This is a genomic window from Halobacteriovoraceae bacterium (assembly GCA_020635115.1).
Lineage (GTDB): Bacteria > Bdellovibrionota > Bacteriovoracia > Bacteriovoracales > Bacteriovoracaceae > JACKAK01.
Genome location: JACKAK010000011.1, coordinates 109,611 through 127,927, shown reverse-complemented (window position 1 = coordinate 127,927; position 18,317 = coordinate 109,611). Strand labels below are relative to the sequence as shown.

Below are 18,317 nucleotides of genomic sequence, written 5' to 3'. Positions count from 1 at the left end.
TAAATAGTTGAGGTGAAAATGTTAAAGTATTACCATAATCCAAAGTGCTCAAAAAGTCGTGAAGGGTTGAAGCTTCTAGAAGCATCAGGTAAGAATTTTGAAATCATTGAATATCTAAAAAATCCACCCACACAAAGTGATTTGTTAAAATTGTTTCAAAAAATAGGACTTGAACCTTCAAAGTGCATTAGAATAAAAGAGCAAATATATAAAGATCTAAAGTTGAAAGAAAAAAATTTAAATCCTAAGCAATGGGCAAAGACTATTTTTGAAAATCCTATTTTATTGGAACGACCAATTTTAGAATCGCAAAACAAAGCAATTATTGGAAGACCTCCAGAGTTAATGAAGGATCTCATCTAAAGGGAGTTAATATGTCGTTAGTTGTTATCACGGGTTCAAATCGTGGAATTGGACTTGAGTTATGTAAACAGTATAAGAACAAAGGAGATCACGTAGTGGCGCTTTGTCGAAAAACGACACCTGAACTTGATTCTTATGGGGTTGAAGTCGTCACAGGAGTTGATATTTCAAGTCGAGATGCACTTGAGAAATTGACATCATATTTTGAAGGGAAAAAAATAAAACTTCTCATCAATAATGCGGGCATTCAGAGAAACGAAGATCTAGATACTTTAATTTATGATTCTATGATTGAACAATTTTCGGTTAACGCTCTTGGCGCCTTAAGGGTTTGCGAGAAACTGCTACCTTTTATAGAAAATGGTGGAAAAATCGCAAATATTTCATCTAGGATGGGTTCTGTATCTGAAAATGATCTTGGGGGAAATTACGGTTATCGGATGTCAAAAGCAGCACTTAATGCTGCGTCAAGGTCTTTGGCAATTGATTTGAAAGAACGCGAAATAGCAGTGGCAATTTTACATCCTGGTTTTGTTAAAACTGACATGACTAACCACAATGGTATCATGACAACTGAAGAATCAGCAAAAGGATTACTAAAGGTCATAGATGATTTTAAAATTGGAGATACTGGAAATTTTTTACAATTCGATGGTGAAAAAGTTCCTTGGTAATCAATAACTGGGTCTAATTATCTAGGTGATGGCCAATAGAAAATCAATTTGACAATAACTCTTGTTTTCTTTACTTCTTAAAAGTATGTGACTGATAGAAATAACGCGCATCCCCCAAGGAGTTAATTTCTTATGAGATTCTTTTATATTGCTTTAACAATTCTTTTATCCTTCCAATTACCTGCAAAACTTAACAACGATCAAGTTATGAAAATTAAAGATCTCTATAATGAAAGTCTTGTACTGTCTGGGGAAATAGACGATATGGAGCAAAGAGCATTGTTATTTGCCAAGATTTTTTATGATAGTCAAAAACAATTAAGTTTTGCAATTACTATTGCTCATTTGACTTTAGGAATTGATAGGGCCTCTCGTCCTGAGCGGGCCATTAAGTTTTTTAATCGCATTGGTTTTAAAGATCTTACTAGCGATTGGCTCTTTTGGGGTAAATCACTTCGGCGAATAAACCAAAAAATGTTTCAGCGATTTTATTTTGCCTACAGATTATCTGAATTGATGACGATGAATGGATTTTCATATGACGATATTGATGCTACTGATTTTTCACTCGAATTTGAAGAAGTTCTCATTGATGTTGATCAGATATTAAATGATTTTATTACAATACACAAAAGTGTTTCTAGCGGAACAATCCTTTCGGATAAGATCAAACACAAAATTTTTGAAAATTTTGTCTATTGGGAACATATATCTATCATTCAACCTGAACTAGACAAAATATATGATAAACTTCATTCTGTTTTAAAATATACACTGCAAAATGTACCTTCTCGAAACTCAGAAAAGTATTTTCTGGAACCACTATTTGATTTAAGAACCACTTACAATTTGAGTTGTTTTAAAGATAGTGAAACTTATCTGAGAACTGATAATTTTCTCGATCCTGATGATCGTATAGAACAGGCCATTTTTTTCTTTGATCAAATTAAAGAATCAATAGACAAAATGAGCATTATTGAATGTTTCAAAGACTCTTATTATCGACACAATATTCCACAAGATTTTTTTGGCGACACTGAAAAATTTCTGGAAGATTACCGTTTAAAGATACTGAGAAATAACAAGATCAGTGTTATAAATTAGTTTTGAAAAAACTCTATCTAATTGATTATCTTGTCCAACGACTTGGAAGAATGCAATATGTTTTTTTACCATGTAATTCATCCATTGCATTCGATTTTGAAAATTTGCGAGATTTCCTTCAAGATTATTTTTTTCACTAAATTCATTAAAAGTCATTATATTTTCTTCATCTACTCCTGCTGTGGCCAGAGAGTTGAAAATCTTCAATTCCGAAACAATTTTCGCTGCAATTGGATCATATAAAATTGGTTGCAATACAAAATATTGTTCATCCCATAATATTTTTAAATTGCCTTTTACAATGTATTCATGACTCTTATATTTAATCCCCCTTTGAATTAGACTCCACGCCATGATGAGTCTTTTATAATGAGTACTGACTACAGTAGAGTAAGCATACTTATTTTTAAGCTCAGAAATTAGTTTCTTTACAGTTTTTATTCCGCAATTTTTTGCGACAAGAAACTGCCAAAAAATATCTTTGTAAATCGCCCAATTTGCCTGACTTAAGGCAAGTGAAAAATCATGTAGATAAAATAAATTCTGTCCTATTCCTTTAAAATCATTTTGATCCAAGACATACTGAATAAATCTTGAATTCGTAGGGTATTTATTTAAATCTGCAAGTTTTTTGAAGGCCTGGATAAGTTCTTTTCCAACTGCATAGGATCCAAAAGCAGCAGATCCTGTCCAGAAAAATATATCTGTTTGTTCAGAACGTTGGGCCTCTTTAAAAAATTCTGCATAGGTCTTTGAAATCAGTGAATTTCGAATCAAAGCTTGTTCAATCATTCTCTTTCCTGGATGTGTCTGCATAAACTCAAACGAGGCCAGTGAAATAAAACTTTCCGAGAGTTGTTGCCAATTTTTGTAAGTATTTGCTTCACAGGAATTTGAAAAATCACTTGTCACATGAACATGCTGATTCAATGTTGAAAAAGAATAACAGTTAAAACAAAAAGCTAACAAAATAAAAATATAAAGCTTCATTCTTAAACGTTAGCAATTGAATTTAACAGAGTCATCTGACATCTTCTTAACTCAATTGACAATTACGCTCAACTATTCTTTTATTGAGTTCATTTCAATTTTTCTAAAACTTTCAACAGAACAATTTTTGACATTTTAATTTGATCTTTAATCAATTGACTTTTGTCATCAGGTATCTCAGTCATTACTTCATTAAATAAAGACTCTAATTTTTTAAAGTCATTATCTAAAGATTTTGTGAATTGCTGAACTGAACTTAGCGTTTCAAGAATTGATTTGTTTTTTTCAAATAAAAGAAGTGCTTCCTTTTTTGATAAATGTGCTTCAATTCTTGATCGAGCAACTCGTTGGTCAATTGGTTTTAATAGAAAATCGTTGGCACCTGCGGCGATGCAATGGAAAACAGTATCTCTATCGGAGATGGTTGAAATCATAACGATGGGCAATTCACTTGCTGTGTAATTCTCTCTGATTTTTTTTAGCACTTCTATTCCACTCATTCCTTCCATTTGGATATCTAGTAAAATGATTCTTGGACGAGAAATCTCAACTAATTCAAGAGCATCAGTACCATTTTTTGCTCTTTGTATAATATACTTATTTTTGGATAATTGACTGATTAAAATTTTAGAAGAAAGTTCATCATCATCAATTATCAGAATATCGACAGAATTTTTCATAAATGTCCTATAAGTAAATTTTTTTTTCTAAAAGTCTGACTATTTCACATATAGTAATCATAACAAAAATTTCAAAAAATATTAAAAAAAACCGATATAACTTTATGATTTATTGAGGAATTTTTTATGTTAATGAAACTGATCCGTTATATTGGTACTTTAATTATAATATTGTTTTCGGCATTTTGTGTTATCTTGGCAACTCAAGATAGAGAATTATTAATTGGTGACAATCTTGATAGTGCGACAAAAAAGATTTTGAGTGCCCCAGGTATATTCGAAGAGCGTTTCTTTGACTATAGAATGCAATATGTGATTAAAGATCAAAAAGGACATGATGACATTGTTTTAGCTGCAATTGATGAAAATTCTCTCAATAAAACTGGTAGGTGGCCTTGGTCTCGTACAACTTGGGCCAGATTTATGTCAAAGATGAAGAATTATGGTGCAAAAATAATTGCTTTTGATGTCGTATTTTCTGAGCCTGAAGAAGCTTGTAATCAAGAGTCTCCAGATAATGTATTTGCAAAGAGTATCAAAAGCTTCGAGTCTATTCCAGGAAATAAAGTTATTCTCCCCTATTCACTTGGTGGTAGCGGTGTTGATCCATTCAAAGAAGTTCCACATTGGTTATATAACTATATCATTGACTCAAAATTAGGTGGGGAAAATATTGGAATCTATCAAAGTACAATTCCTCAATCTACATTTCCGATAGACACACTGGCCGATACAGAAGCAGGCCTGGGCTATATCGGTGCCCATGAAGACACTGATGGAATTTTTCGTCACTACCCTGTGCTGGCCAATATAGATGGACTCTATTTCCCATCATTTGGACTTTTATCATATCAGTTATTCACAGGAGATATGACAACTTTTCAAATGGAAAATCAAGACCTGGCATTTTTAAAAACTAAAAAGGGCGACATAAAACTCAATCTCCTTGGTGAAACCAAAATACGTTGGCGAGGAGCAATGGACAAGTTCTCGCTCGTATCAATACAAGATATTCTCGATTCAAATGAAAATGATCAGACAATGAAAAATAAATTAAATGGAAAGATGGTTTTTATAGGTTCTACAGCTTTTGGCGCACATGACTTGAGGCATACTCCAGTTGGAGGACAAACTCCTGGAATATATCTCCATCTAAATCTCGTAGATATGCTTTTAACTGGTAATTACTATCAACCAAAAAATGAGTCTACAACTATTTCATGGTGGATGCTCATTATAGGAACATTGATCATGGTAACAGTCATGTTCTTTAAAAATCCACTACTTGATGTTTCGACAATGATTCTCGTTGTCTCTGGTATGCTTTACTATGATATAACTCAACTAACACCGTTCGGTTATGAAATTAAGTTATTCTTTTGTATTTTCTCAGTTGTTTCAAATTATTCCTGGGAAACATTTTTAAGTTTTTATGTAACAAATAAAGAAAAAAGTAAAATAAGAGGAACTTTTTCACGTTATGTAGCTCCAGCAATTGTGGATCAAATGCTTGCTCACCCTGACCAGGTTAAGATTGGTGGTGAAAAGAAAAATATCACCGTCTTCTTCTCAGATGTTCGAGATTTTACGACAATATCAGAAAAACTAACTCCGGAACAACTCTCTCATTGTTTAAACCGTTATATGGGAGTAATGACGAAAATACTTTTTGATAATTATGGAACTCTAGATAAATATATTGGTGATGCTATAGTTGGATTCTGGGGTGCTCCGGTCGAAGTGAAAGATCATGCATACTATGCTATTAAGGCCTCACTCGCGATGATTGAAGCACTCCCTGCTATCAATGAAGAGTTTGAAAGGGATGGATATCCCCTATTTAAATTTGGAATTGGATTAAATACGGGAGACTGTTCCGTTGGGAATATGGGTAGTGATTTGATTTTTAATTATACTGCCCTTGGTGACCATATGAACTTAGGAGCTAGACTTGAAGGGCTTTGTAAATTCTACGGCGTACAGTTAAATATTTCAGAATTTACTTTGGCGGCTTTAAGTGATGAACAAAGGCAGCAATTCAAAATTCGTATGCTTGATAAAGTGAGAGTAAAAGGTAAAGAAAAAGCTGTAACCATTTACGAAGTTTTGCATAATTTTCACCCATTTTATACTGATATTGAGTCATTTGAAATTTATCATACGGCCTTCGAGCTGTATCTCAACAAACAATTTGACAAGGCCCGTGAAATTTTTAACTCTCTTCATGAAAAATACACTGAAGATAAGTCTTGTAAAAGAATGTTAGAATATTGTCAGAATTACTTAGAAAACCCTCCAAATGTAGATTGGGATGGAGTTATTACCTTCACAACCAAATAGCTTCTTCATTTTTTGTAATATATATTCCAAATAGAGAGTGTTTAAATTGTAATTCCTTTTTGAAATTCTTTGGTTCTTCTGAATACTTCATTGAATAACACCATTTTTAATAATTTTAACACAAAATCCTTACGAGGAAATTGTCCGGAGTATATAGGGGGTCAGAAAGGTCTGTCGGGAGAATTCTTCATTCTTAGGTCAAGGACTATAAAGAATTGGATTTGTTTGCGTTGTAATATCTACAACCACGAGTCCATTGGTGCCATCTGCCACATAGGCATAATTCCAATCACTTGATAAGCTCACTCCCAAGGCAACCCCAGCGGTGTCGTACCTTCCAACAAGAAAAATACTTGAAGAATCTGAAGCGTTATAAATCTCAAGACCTCTAAGATCTTTTGCCAAATAAACGTAGTTATTTCGGAAAACGACGTCGTTGGCAGCCCCTCCAAAACCATTCCAGGATCCCATAAGACTTGAAGCTGTGGATTTTGCTGTTTTTGAGTTTAATGAATAAAGCTTAATATTAATTTTTCCCTTGCCACAAGAAGCAAGTAATAAAAAAAAGACAAGAATAAAAAAATTGAACCAACGTGCAAGCATACAAAAATGATACAATGATACAATGATACAATGATACAATGATACAATGATACAATGATACAATGATACAATGATACAATGATACAATGATACAATGATACAATGATACAATGATACAATGATACAATGATACAATGATAAAGAAATTATATGTAAAGAATTCGTCAGTATCGTCCAAGTACTTAATTTCATTAATCAGCCAAAATTTTTTAGAGCAACTTAATTGTGTCTTGTAGTTGACACTTTTTCTAATGATTGACACACAATATTCTGTGATAGGTAAAAAAAAAGGTACTTATCGATATAACACATTTATATATACAAGATTTCAGTAATCAAGGTTTGTTCTTTATGGATGGGGGGCTTTTAAAAGATTAACGCTCACTATCTGAATTAAAATATTTTTTAGAAAAAGAGATCCCATGAAGTCAACAGATGGATCATGTACCGCTTACTTATTTTCTTATTTAACAAAAAGTTGTGAATGACAAAATGTTGATTGAAAAAAATATTTGATTCACTTTTATAATTTGCCATTCATTCTCTTTGGGATCCGGAATTCGAGAATTTATTTCAAATTAACCCGCTATTGACATGATTTTTGTATGTCAAAGTTTATTAGATCTTCTCAATCTTAAGAATTTTCACAGGACTTTTTGGAACATCCCTATACATACCTTTGTTAGTCACATCTACATTTTCTATCTCTTTTAGAGTTTGATAGGATACTTCGTTCACTTTGCCAAAGACTGCATATCCATAACGGTCTGTATTATTAAAATGATTTAGACTTTGATTATCATTTAAATTGATAAAAAATTGGTTTGTGGCAGAATTTATTTCTTGAGTTCTGGCCATAGACAATGTTCCGTAATCATTTTTTAGCATATTTTCTGCTTCATTTTTAATTGGTAGATAGGTTTCTTTTGCAGTAAGATTTTCATCCAGACCTCCACCTTGTAAAACAAACTTTTTAATCACTCTGTGAAATACTGTCCCATCATACTTTTTTTCGTTCACGTATCTCATAAAATTTTTAACAGTGAGTGGGGCCTTTTTGGGCCAGAGTTCTATTGTAATATCACCATAGTTTGTTACCATTTTTAAATGTATGCTTTCAACTGATTTTAGTTCTCCCATTTTTTCTTCATTGAAGGCCAGTTTTGACAAATCTGTGGCGCCATAAATACACATTGATAGTGAAAAGAACATGAAAAGAACATTAAACATAGAAACCCCAAGTTTATATTAATAATAATTTGTATTATGACCTAAAAATATTCCATTAGTAAAGTAATCTACGCGAGTCAAAAAAACGACTTTTAGAAATCAATACAGTTCGTACTGATCCTTAAAACATTTTATATACATAGTCCATCAAGAGATTGTGATTTAGAAAGACATAATTTTCGATATTTTTTCTGAAAATTTTTAATAAGTTCTTGGTTATCAGACAACCATGTATTCAATTCTTCTATGATTGCTTTGTGTTTAATAGTTGATAGTGTATAAGTTGATTTTGTATGAGGTAAGCTAGAATCGAAATCGATCTTGTCACTTTTTTTCAGTTTTGAACTTATAATTTACTTTGAGACAGATACATTGTTATAGGCGCCATCGATTTTACCTACAATTAAGGCGTTCAGCATCGCAGTGAGGTTTTCAAATTCATCTAATTTTATAGCTCCTGAGGAAATTTCGCTTTTATAATCCCAAGGAGTAAAACCTTTGACGGTTCCCAGCCTTTTGATAGGGCCTTTTGAACCAATCGGTCTGATTACACCATCGATATATCCTGTGACTGAATTGCTATAAATCACTTTTTTACCATTCTTTAAATCTTTGGCCCAATACTGGTTGTCGGGATATTTAAAGTCGACTTTTCCATTTATAAAATCTTTAGTTAACTCAGAAACTACGACTGGTTTGTAGATAAATTTATGTCCTTTTGCCTTTGCAAAGGAATCAAGAATATCTCTGGCAAAACCTTCATACTGACCACTTTCCATTGTGTAATGTGGGTAATAAGACAAATTTTCAACTCCTATTGTAAATTCTCCCGCAAAAGAATTTTTTAAAATTAAAAGTACAGTTACAAAAATATATTTGTTCATATTTATTCCTAATTAATTAAAGATTCCATTTCAACATCATCTGAAAATTGCTTTCAGTATTTTCTAAATTCCCAACTTCTGCGCCATATTTTTTTGACCAGAATATATATTCTGTACCTGCCAAAATTTTATCTTTTACGCCCCAAAAATGACCTAAGTCTAGAAGTACCTGAGGGGCAAATTGTATGTGTGCCTTTTTAACATTATTAACATTCTCTTTTTCCTCTGTATGGTATTCAAGATATCCACTAAAAGTCCACCTAGTAGAACCTAGCATAAAATCAGTTGCCCAAAAAGTGGTGAACATAAATGCTATCGCATCAATGCTTAAAGTGTCTTTGATGTAGGCATTCAATCCAAATACATTGAATCCAGGAATTGTAAAATCAAACCCTATACCATATAAATATGCTGCTGAAGCTGCTCCTCCAGCAACTGCGCCTCTGTTAATTTCCATTGCAAGATAAACATCTTGAAGAAATACATCTTTATTAGCAAAGTTAAATATTTTTCCCATACTTATTCGAGGGTGCCATTCAAAATATAGCTCTTGTCCCTCCCAATTATCAAAATTCAATACATCGAGGAAAAAAAAGTTATCTCCATATGCCCATCCAGAGACATGCTCGAAAGTGAGCGTTTCTTTTTTTATATTGTCTTTGCCAGTAAAAGGATTAGTAAAAGAATTGCCACTTAACAATTGAATATTTGTATTTGACCATTCTGCTGCTTGTATACTATTTGAAACATTCAACAATATCATTAAGAATAGAAGTCTTTTCATTAATATCTCCTCATATTTTTGTAATACACCTCTATTTTAGTGTTTAATTATATTTATTGCTACAAATATAAATTAATAAAATTTTATCTTTTTTGCCAAGAGACTTAGCAACACCAACTTTAATACTTTAGTATACAGTCAGAAAGAATTAAATTATGGTCAATAAGTGTTTATAGGAACTAATTTGATAAGCATTATCAATGTATCATGTTTTAATACATCAAAAATAAAAACGATGGTGAAGATGTTCAAAGGATCACATAGTTTAAAGAGTCTCAATATTTCAAATTTTAATACACAAAACATTGGTGTTTTTTCGTTTTAGTAGTATGTTCGAAGAAATGGGTATAAATGGAACACTTTCTTAAATTGATGTACGAAATTTCAATAAGACAGATGAAACAAAAATCACGGGTAAGTTTAACGGAACCAATCCAGATTTAACTCTATTGTGGTAAAATTAAAATCGATTAAACCTCAATTTTAGAAGATGACCAATTTTTCAAGCAACAAGCTTAAGTTTTGCCTTTGTTTTTTGAGCTGGTAATTGAGATTTAATACTTGATATGGGTGCAAAATCTTGTCCGTAAAATTTAAGATAGAGAGCATTGATGAGACCTGTATCGGCCACTCCGAGGATGAGATTTCTTATTGTAAGAGCATCATTATTTTCAATTTTTTGAGAATCTCCATGGGCCAGGACTCCACGAATTTGGATAATTTTATATTCGTTTAAGATCTGAGAAAATTCATTTGAGACATAATTGATGAAGTTTTTTTTCTCTCCAAAAACTTTTTTAAATGAAAAATTATTGCTGGCCTGGCATTTATCAATAAAATAGAGTATCTGCCCGATTGAAAAATTTTTTTGAAAATTTTCTAATGAAATATAACCTGGATGCATTTCTAGTGATAATTTCGGTGGCATTTTCGAAGCATCGACATAAAAAGATTCTCCATGCCCAGATCTTTTCAAATGATGGATCACAAGGTCATTGAGAACAATCTCTAGTGATTTGATATAGGAAAAAGCAATATTAGTGAGTTTATGGTTCGATCGCTCAAGCATATCCATTTCCGCTCGCTCAATTTCTAATTTTGCACCTCTAGGGATTTTGTCGAAGATTTTGTGTGGAATGGCCAATGAAGTAATGTTTTTAACAACATTTGCTGTTGAAAAATCATTGATCGCTGGGTTGGGTTTTAGCGCTAAATATTCATCATTTTCAAACCCATTGAAGAAATTTTCTTCACAAAGGTCTTGTACAAAAGCAGGAAATCTAATTCCAGTGGTAAATGGAGACAATTCATCAATCTGAATATCCATGTATTGATTATCTATATAAAGCTCAGACAATTTTTTTGCGGTTGCGTCCCCTTGAAACTCTAGTAAGGCAAAATCGGAAATTTTGAACCAAAGTTCTACATTTTTACCGTCATAGAATGAAAGAGTTTTTTTATCTTTAATTGTTCTGTGAACAGATTCAATTTTCCCAACCCACAATTCATTGTAATCGGTAAGGTATAAGTGAGTTGCATGATTATGATTTTGATTATGTTTTATTACTTCTGCTAAAGGGCCTATGTCCATTTTGCTTACACGATTTTTAGCAATCATTTTTCCCCAATAAGCATATTTTTTTTGTGTATTTTTTATTTGATCAATAATGTATTCGTAGAATTCATGAGCTTGAGTATAACCTGGATCATTATAATCATTTAAATGCGGATTAAATGTTAAGTAAAAATGTATAGGAGTGTAATGTGCCATAGTTATTCCTTTATCTGACCTTATCGGAATAATTTACTTTTTTTTTACACTTTACCAAAAATATCAAGTATCACTCAGTCTAAAATAATCAATATGATAAAATCTTTCCCTTGCTACAAATTCTAAAAAATATAAAATATTATTATATAACAAATCATCTAAAAGGATTTTTCAATGGATTTTACTCCCCTTAGGATTTCTACAATTAAGCCAGGAAAAGAAATCACTTTTGATCTTTATATTTTTTTTAAAGAACAATTTTTAAAGTATCTTGATAACGGTAAGGCCCTGAATGAAGATCTATTAGGAAAATTAAAAAAACAAAAAGTTGCACGTTTTTATATTACAGATAAAGACGAAAGTAACTATCAAAAATTTTTAGATGCCATACTCGCTGAAGCTGTCGCCAGTGCAGATATGCCGACAGAAGAAAAAGTAAATATTGTTGAAGGCGCTGCTTCGACTGCTGTTGAGAGAATGCAAAAAGATCCTGGAAATAAATCAGCTTACAACATGACAGAAAATGCTGCACGAAGTTTGAGGCAAGTTGTTTCAAAAAATCCAGATGCCTTAAAACAAATTTATGGAAAAGAGGCCGAGAAAGGAGACATGATCATTAAGCATTCACTGAATGTTTCAGCTCTTTCGACAAAACTTGGTGAGAAAATGGGCCTAAGTGATGAGGTGTTAGACGATTTAGCAACAGCAGCACTTATACATGATATTGGAATAATTTCACTCGGTGATGAAATGGTTGAGTGTTTCTTTAAACCCTTGAGTGAATTGCCTAATGAAACAAAAATAAAATACAGAACTCACCCAAATGTTTCTGCTGAAGTTCTTGCTTCAAAACCTTATGTTAATAAACGAATTAGCGACTTAATCATGAATCACGAAGAAGTGATATCAGGAAAAGGCCCTAATAAGAAAAACTCTTTAACTCCTGAGGAAGAAATTCTTTCACTCGTTAACAGTTATGACAAAAGAATGATTGAAAAAGGACTTACTTCGAAAGAAGCAATTAAAGAGGTCACAATTGATGAAGTTGGAAATTATGATCTTGGACTTATTAATAAATTTAAAGAAGTACTTAAGACTGAAGGTCTTATTTAGCTTTATTCTGTTAAATTCTTGTAGCGAAGGGCCTGTCTGTGATGAACTAGGCCCTAAAACTTTTAGGGGTCATCCCCAAAGCTCTTACGAATACAAGGAAAATTGTTTAGAAACAAAACATAAATACACTCCAGAGTTATGCCAACTCGCATTAAACGATCTCATTATGTCAGGCGATAAAAAAATAATCGAAAAGAAGTATGGCGAGGGTATCCTACCCTGCTTTACTCAAAATGATTTCAAAGTTTTTTTAAAAAAATGATTTAGTTCTAAAAAAAGAAGAAAATTCACTACTATTACATGCTGCATATATTTGTCGTCTAAAGTTATTTGTTATAAAAGATATAGCTTGTTGACTCGTTGATCTAATTACTCAGCATTATAGTGGATAGCATGGATATGAATCTATCTCGTTGGCCAGTTATTATATGCCTCATTTTCTTTTTGAAGATGAATGCCGGATTGTGCATGAGTACAATTTCAGTGTCAAAAATAGGTGGACAAAATTTAATACAAATCAGTGATGCCAAAAAAATATTTTCTTTCAATAGTGAATTTAAAAATGATTTCATTGGCAAGAATGATCGCTTTTTCTACGCTTTTAATAAGAATACAAAAAGACTCAATGTTTATTCTACTGACGGAGAACTCTCGAGTATCAGTGATGAAAAATCAAACTTTTCATATTTGCAATTAGATTTTTCAGAACATATTAAATTCATGCCAAGTGATTTTGTATTCTATAATTATAAAGATCTTGGACGCTTTTTTTGGTCTGAAAAAAATAAAGATGGATCGATCAATATATTTGGTCAAAATATTATGTTTAAAAACCACGCCTATTCATTTTCAGAGCAATCTTATTCTATGGATCAAGAAGATTTTAAAAATGAAGTCAATTCGACTCAAAATATACTTTACTCTCATCAAGTTGAATTTAATTCCCCTATCAGAGGTAATGGAAATTTTATAATACTCAGGGATAACGATCAACTTATTGATATACTCTTAAGTTATGACCCATTAAATAATCTTATTCATCGTTATAATATAACTCCTTCTTCAGAACTCAACTATGATAAATCTTACGATATAGGATATATTTTAAATCATGAAGAAGTAGTGGATCTCAATAACTGGAAGTTATCAGTATCTTTTGATCCCAGCTCTCGTTTTTCGCTTGTGAAAGAGAATAAAAAGATTTCACTATCTCTCAATAAACTAGAAGAACATTTTCAGATGAATCGACTCTATTTTATTTCACGTTTTAAAAATGAAACCTTAGGAAATAGTTGGTCTAAATCATTTTGGTTTTTGGGATTATGTAATAGCTTAATCGACATTCTAGACCATCAGTGGGGTAATCCACATGAAGATATTGAAGGAATCTCTCTCCCGTTACCACTCAAAGAGCTTGTCAGCGATTTAAGAGACAACGATATTTTAGAATGGATTGAATCAACACCTCTTCTTACAAATGATGAAAAGGCCGTTCTTCACTATAGTTTTGTAAATGAGAAGACCAGTGGTTATAGGTGGTTTGCAATTACTGCGACAGTAGGAATTTTACTTGGTAAGACTCATTTTATAGGCAGTATTGCAGAAAGAACCCAAGTAATGACGCGTTTTAGGCAACAAGTAAAAAAACTTGTTTTTTCTTTAAGACAACACTCATCACTGGCCAGAAGAGCAACTGATAATTTTGATAAGTTTGCACTCAAACTCAAAAAAAGAATAATTCGAAACATTCAAAACTCAAGATATCCTCAGCATCTAGTCGATCTATTAGATGACCATCTTAGACATGCACTTAAAAAATATAATCATACAGTCTCTAAGGATAAAATAATCAATATAAGTGAAAAAGTTCCCAAATATTATGAACGTAGAGTTCAAGAAATTCTCTATCTATGGCAAAAACTACCTAAAGAATATACTCATAAATATGCTCAAGACTTCGAGAAGTTAACTATTTATTCAAAGAAAGGTGCTTTGGAGTCTCGTTTAAACAAGATAAAAGCAAAAGTTCTCATACTATATCGCAAAAGTGGGAAGACTTTTTATCAAGATGGATCACCTGTTAAAAGTATAAAAGACAATCATGCATTAGGTTACATAAATGCAACTGATAAAGAATACATTTTGGCGATTGCAAGAGAAGTATTAGTAAAAGGCAAATTCAAAACGAATGAAACTAAAAAGATCTATGCTGAATTGTCTACTCTTATCGATGACCTAGACGATGTGAAAAAAATTATAGATTCATGGCCTTTAAAAAAAGATGTGGCCTTAGGATACGAGCTAGTTGCGATTGCAAGTCGGTGGTATGCAAGATATATGTTACCTGAGGCCGTTTATCGATTTAATCCTAAAAATTTTCCCAAATATCATCAATTCATGAAATTTGTAGACAATAATTTGAGAAAAGACAGAATCACTTTGCCCAATGGTAGCGTCGAAAAAATTGTCGTTACAGGAGAAGATGCAAAAAGGGCCGTTACAATTGGTATGGTAGATCAAATCATTGACACAACAACACAATGGTACGCTCGCAAAAACCTTACTGAGTCAGAAAGAATTTTTGGGGACACAGATAATCATGTTCGAGTCTACGGAAATTGGGGGGTCCATATTGATTTAATTGCTTCAAGATTTGTATCCCTCACTGCATGGTGTTTGGGTATGCCTGTCTCTTTTGCACAATACAATATGAATTTTGGACAAAAGGGAGAGATTGGACTTATAAATAGGCTCGTAAATTCCACAGCTCGTAAAATTATAAATCTTCCTTGGACAAATTTTACTTTAGTATGGCCGGCCTGGACAATTTCAAAAAACCTGGCCATTGAAAATTATAAAAAACATCATGCTGATGATTTTTCTCAAAAAGATTTTGAAAATTTCCTCCATTTATTGGAACAAAGAACGACTCAGATCGATAGTTTTCTTAAACGTGAATTCTTCAGAAACACAGTTGGAACGGTATACCAGAATCCACAGTATTTTATTCAAGCTGAAATCAAAGAAATGTCACGTCTTATGTTTACTGACCAAAAGTATACTCGTTGGTTTGAAAGAATTGTCATTCCTGCAACGAGTAGTCTTTTTTTACATAAATGGTGGTCAAATTATTTTGCTGAAAACAATATTATTCTCGAGGAAGTCATTGCAATGTTTCAGTTAAAAGGTTTTCTCGATAAATATAAACTTAATGATCATTTAAAGATTGAAGATCTTACGGAATTAGAAAGAGAAAAGGTACTTGAATTTTTTCAACTAGTTTCTTTGATCAAAAGAGAAAAAACTCATCCCCTTCCAGAGGATCCCACTCAAGAAGAACTTGTTAATTGGTATGCCGATTTTGTCGTTGAGACTTATGATTTAAAAGAATCAAATTCACAAAAGTTTGATTTCAAAGAGGAGATCAAAGATCTTTATAAACGTCTTGATCAAGTCAAGCATCGTATGCGCCCCATTCCTTTTGAGAAGAAGACAGTCAGAGTTATTACAAAAGAAAATAATAAAAAACTTGATGATATGAACCTATATGAGGAATTCTTAACACTTCAATCTAAAGTTTCTAAGCTTTTAAAAGTTAAAAATGATAATTTGGAAACTTTTAAGAAGTTACAATCTGATTCCTATTGGCTAAATGTTGTCGATGTTCTGATTTGGGCAGATCTACTTTTTAATCGCAGAGACTTACCTGATAAGATCAAAAAAAGTACTCGAAATATTTCAAATAATATTAAAAATATCTTGTCAAAAAGATTTAATATTAAGTTTAAAAGCTATAACTCTGACTTTACAATCAGAGAAGTTAAGAGATCTATAACACCAGAACATCCAATTCATAATCTCATTGATAAATACGCAACACGAGTTGCCTTCATTTCACTGCCAACATTTCTGTTAACAGTTGATCAAAGAGAGGCACATTCGAGTATACAAGAGGAAATAAATCTTGTTCTTCTTAATATGCAAAAACTTCTCTTTAATCTAACCAGAGAAATAGTTTTTTCTGAAATTGAAAAATCCCTCACTCAGGAAAGTTTTCATGCTGAACAATTAAGAAATTTTCTAAAAAGTACAACAGAGCTCAAAGAAAAAATGGAAAAAACTCTCGCTGAAACTCATGCCCATCATAATAAATTAAGAGTTGAGCAAGAAAATCGTTGGGCACAAATTTGGTATGAGCTCACTCCTATAACGATACTAACGACTTCGGCCTGGATGCTAACACGCTACACATTATTCAGGGCATCAAAAGGTGTTTTTACGAGGTTAACTGACCCTTATGTCAAACTTTTCTTAAAAGGATCACTTGTAGCTTTTCCCTATACAATGGAGGCCGTATCTCAATTAGAAGAACTCTTTACTCTTACAACTCATGACTTTTTTACACTTATAAATACATACCAAATTATCTGTGTTCAGGAACTTTATCTAAAAAAAGCACTTGAAGGTGAAAAAGATATTGATCTTAAAGAATTTTTAGATGAGATCAAAACAGATAATAAATTTCTGGTTCAAATGGAAGAATATCAAAATAAAATTATTGAAATTTCAAATGGACTTGATCTTAGTGAGTTTGAAGACAAGGTACCGAAAGATGAATAAGATTAGATTCTTGGCCATAATTTTTTTTCTTCTACCATTTTCTCTTTATAGTGCAAAACCAGATTGTCATGAAATCGTTATCAATATTCTTGAGCTTCCTAAAACTCGGTATCATATAAAAAGATTGTTTAATCTTTCTGCTCATCAAATCGCAGACATTCAACATAGAATTTTGAAAAAACCTAAGAATGTTCAAGAAAGAAGTGAACGAATTTTTGAGTCGATGTATATTTCAAAATGGGGTTTAGTCATTAATAAAATTTCCCCATTTAGAAGGTGGAATTATTATCTCATTTTGAGGTCTCTTGTTGATAATAATTTCTCTTATGCCACACTTAAACGAACGGCACTTACAACTCCTTGGCTCTTAAGTGTACATGAAAAAAGGGCCCTCTATATTTTGGCCAGACAAAAAGTTTCATCAAATCTCTTCAATTCAGACCTTTCTTTGGCGAAGCATTTTGTAGATAAAGTGATGAGTGTCATTGTTCAAAATAAGGACTATCAAAAATGGAAACTCGGAAAAATAACAATCCCACCTCAGTTTGAACACCAAACAAGTTGGGGCAATAGATTCATTATGGCCAATGATTATTTTATGTCTGGACTCATAGATATTATCAAATATTTTGTTGTTCCCTACGTTATGTTAGATTTATTTATGGATTTAAATAAAGAAATGGAAGAGAAGGATAATTTTTACAATGAAAGAATTGATATCTTGGATATAAATTCTGATATTATTCTTACTCCTCAAGAAATAGAGTGGCTCATTAAGAAAACAAGTTTTGAATAAACTTTGTGACCCCTCCACCTTTTTTAGAACGATAGACTAGGTGTTTTTCAAGTTCATTTGGATCGTGTTTTTCTCTTGAGGCACTCGTTAAAAAGTTTCGATATTCTTCAAGCTTTTTATCCATTGAGAATTCCTGTAATAAGGCCTCGTTTTTTTTCACAATATGTTCAACTTTCATATCAAAATAATTCATTTTATTTAAAGATTGAGATGCTTCAAAATTTTCATTTTGTATTTCTTCTGTGTTTAGATCTTTTTGTTCAGCAGTTTGCCATGGGCGCAAAGATTTTACGGTTTGGTTAAATTCTTTTTGCTTAGGTTTATTGTTGATATCATTTAGCCCTATTGCCATTTTTCTCTCCAGA

The 18,317-nt window shown here is 32.1% G+C and carries 16 protein-coding genes; 8 read left to right on the top strand and 8 right to left on the bottom strand.

Going from position 1 to position 18,317, the window contains the following annotated elements:
• Positions 1–12: 12 nt before the first annotated feature.
• The 3 genes from arsC (at position 13) to H6622_16520 (ending at position 2,141) form a co-directional block, all read left to right on the top strand.
• Positions 13–363 (top strand): arsenate reductase (glutaredoxin), encoded by a 351-nt coding sequence (arsC, locus tag H6622_16530; protein MCB9063132.1) that lies wholly within the window; start codon positions 13–15, stop codon positions 361–363.
• An 11-nt stretch (positions 364–374) separates the two neighbouring features.
• A complete protein-coding gene (locus H6622_16525) occupies positions 375–1,037 on the top strand; it encodes an SDR family oxidoreductase (GenBank protein MCB9063131.1) in 663 nt (220 codons plus the stop codon).
• 132 nt (positions 1,038–1,169) lie between these two features.
• Positions 1,170–2,141: a hypothetical protein gene (locus H6622_16520; GenBank protein ID MCB9063130.1), complete on the top strand. Its 972-nt coding sequence runs from the start codon at positions 1,170–1,172 to the stop codon at positions 2,139–2,141.
• On the opposite strand, the gene H6622_16515 is transcribed toward H6622_16520, so the two are convergent.
• Both H6622_16515 and H6622_16510 read right to left on the bottom strand, forming a co-directional pair.
• Entirely contained in the window at positions 2,100–3,131 is a 1,032-nt protein-coding gene (locus H6622_16515) for a hypothetical protein (protein ID MCB9063129.1), read from the bottom strand. The two genes, H6622_16520 and H6622_16515, sit on opposite strands and share 42 nt — an antisense overlap.
• Before the next feature lie 89 nt (positions 3,132–3,220).
• Positions 3,221–3,811 carry a response regulator gene (locus H6622_16510; protein MCB9063128.1) on the bottom strand — a complete coding sequence of 197 codons (591 nt, stop codon included), beginning with the start codon at positions 3,809–3,811 and terminating at the stop codon, positions 3,221–3,223.
• Positions 3,812–3,937: 126 nt separating this feature from the next.
• On the opposite strand from H6622_16510, the gene H6622_16505 reads away from it, so the two are divergent.
• Positions 3,938–6,151: a CHASE2 domain-containing protein gene (locus H6622_16505; protein MCB9063127.1), complete on the top strand. Its 2,214-nt coding sequence runs from the start codon at positions 3,938–3,940 to the stop codon at positions 6,149–6,151.
• Positions 6,152–6,349: 198 nt separating this feature from the next.
• On the opposite strand, the gene H6622_16500 is transcribed toward H6622_16505, so the two are convergent.
• From H6622_16500 to H6622_16485, 4 genes are all read right to left on the bottom strand, one after another.
• Complete coding sequence (locus H6622_16500) at positions 6,350–6,754, bottom strand: hypothetical protein (protein ID MCB9063126.1); 405 nt, start codon at positions 6,752–6,754, stop codon at positions 6,350–6,352.
• 618 nt (positions 6,755–7,372) lie between these two features.
• A complete protein-coding gene (locus H6622_16495; GenBank protein MCB9063125.1) occupies positions 7,373–7,894 on the bottom strand; it encodes a peptidylprolyl isomerase in 522 nt (173 codons plus the stop codon).
• Positions 7,895–8,337: 443 nt separating this feature from the next.
• A complete protein-coding gene (locus tag H6622_16490; GenBank protein MCB9063124.1) occupies positions 8,338–8,868 on the bottom strand; it encodes a transporter substrate-binding domain-containing protein in 531 nt (176 codons plus the stop codon).
• Between the two features lie 16 nt (positions 8,869–8,884).
• On the bottom strand, positions 8,885–9,652 hold the full coding sequence (locus H6622_16485; GenBank protein MCB9063123.1) for a hypothetical protein: 768 nt from the start codon (positions 9,650–9,652) through the stop codon (positions 8,885–8,887).
• Positions 9,653–9,836: 184 nt separating this feature from the next.
• Between H6622_16485 and H6622_16480 the strand changes: the two genes are divergently transcribed.
• Positions 9,837–9,977, top strand: a complete 141-nt coding sequence (locus H6622_16480; protein MCB9063122.1) for a BspA family leucine-rich repeat surface protein — start codon at positions 9,837–9,839, stop codon at positions 9,975–9,977.
• A gap of 177 nt (positions 9,978–10,154) precedes the next feature.
• Here the strand turns inward: H6622_16480 and H6622_16475 are convergent, their stop codons facing one another.
• A complete protein-coding gene (locus H6622_16475; protein ID MCB9063121.1) occupies positions 10,155–11,423 on the bottom strand; it encodes a hypothetical protein in 1,269 nt (422 codons plus the stop codon).
• 174 nt (positions 11,424–11,597) lie between these two features.
• Between H6622_16475 and H6622_16470 the strand changes: the two genes are divergently transcribed.
• The 3 genes from H6622_16470 to H6622_16460 all read left to right on the top strand — a co-directional run bounded on the left by H6622_16470 (position 11,598) and on the right by H6622_16460 (position 17,952).
• Positions 11,598–12,536 carry an HD domain-containing protein gene (locus tag H6622_16470; protein MCB9063120.1) on the top strand — a complete coding sequence of 313 codons (939 nt, stop codon included), beginning with the start codon at positions 11,598–11,600 and terminating at the stop codon, positions 12,534–12,536.
• A gap of 468 nt (positions 12,537–13,004) precedes the next feature.
• Complete coding sequence (locus tag H6622_16465) at positions 13,005–17,156, top strand: hypothetical protein (GenBank protein ID MCB9063119.1); 4,152 nt, start codon at positions 13,005–13,007, stop codon at positions 17,154–17,156.
• Positions 17,149–17,952, top strand: a complete 804-nt coding sequence (locus H6622_16460) for a hypothetical protein (protein ID MCB9063118.1) — start codon at positions 17,149–17,151, stop codon at positions 17,950–17,952. The genes H6622_16465 and H6622_16460 overlap by 8 nt, the downstream gene beginning before the upstream one ends.
• On the opposite strand, the gene H6622_16455 is transcribed toward H6622_16460, so the two are convergent.
• On the bottom strand, positions 17,930–18,304 hold the full coding sequence (locus H6622_16455) for a hypothetical protein (GenBank protein MCB9063117.1): 375 nt from the start codon (positions 18,302–18,304) through the stop codon (positions 17,930–17,932). The two genes, H6622_16460 and H6622_16455, sit on opposite strands and share 23 nt — an antisense overlap.
• Between the last annotated feature and the right edge of the window lie 13 nt (positions 18,305–18,317).

Bases quoted from the DNA above. Each gene is read 5' to 3' on its own strand.
- H6622_16525 (MCB9063131.1), top strand. From the start codon at position 375: ATGTCGTTAGTTGTTATCACGGGTTCAAATCGTGGAATTGGACTTGAG.
- H6622_16520 (MCB9063130.1), top strand. From the start codon at position 1,170: ATGAGATTCTTTTATATTGCTTTAACAATTCTTTTATCCTTCCAATTA.
- H6622_16515 (MCB9063129.1), bottom strand. From the start codon at position 3,131: ATGAAGCTTTATATTTTTATTTTGTTAGCTTTTTGTTTTAACTGTTAT.
- H6622_16510 (MCB9063128.1), bottom strand. From the start codon at position 3,811: ATGAAAAATTCTGTCGATATTCTGATAATTGATGATGATGAACTTTCT.
- H6622_16505 (MCB9063127.1), top strand. From the start codon at position 3,938: ATGTTAATGAAACTGATCCGTTATATTGGTACTTTAATTATAATATTG.
- H6622_16500 (MCB9063126.1), bottom strand. From the start codon at position 6,754: ATGCTTGCACGTTGGTTCAATTTTTTTATTCTTGTCTTTTTTTTATTA.
- H6622_16495 (MCB9063125.1), bottom strand. From the start codon at position 7,894: ATGGGAGAACTAAAATCAGTTGAAAGCATACATTTAAAAATGGTAACA.
- H6622_16490 (MCB9063124.1), bottom strand. From the start codon at position 8,868: ATGAACAAATATATTTTTGTAACTGTACTTTTAATTTTAAAAAATTCT.
- H6622_16485 (MCB9063123.1), bottom strand. From the start codon at position 9,652: ATGAAAAGACTTCTATTCTTAATGATATTGTTGAATGTTTCAAATAGT.
- H6622_16475 (MCB9063121.1), bottom strand. From the start codon at position 11,423: ATGGCACATTACACTCCTATACATTTTTACTTAACATTTAATCCGCAT.
- H6622_16470 (MCB9063120.1), top strand. From the start codon at position 11,598: ATGGATTTTACTCCCCTTAGGATTTCTACAATTAAGCCAGGAAAAGAA.
- H6622_16465 (MCB9063119.1), top strand. From the start codon at position 13,005: ATGAGTACAATTTCAGTGTCAAAAATAGGTGGACAAAATTTAATACAA.
- H6622_16460 (MCB9063118.1), top strand. From the start codon at position 17,149: ATGAATAAGATTAGATTCTTGGCCATAATTTTTTTTCTTCTACCATTT.
- H6622_16455 (MCB9063117.1), bottom strand. From the start codon at position 18,304: ATGGCAATAGGGCTAAATGATATCAACAATAAACCTAAGCAAAAAGAA.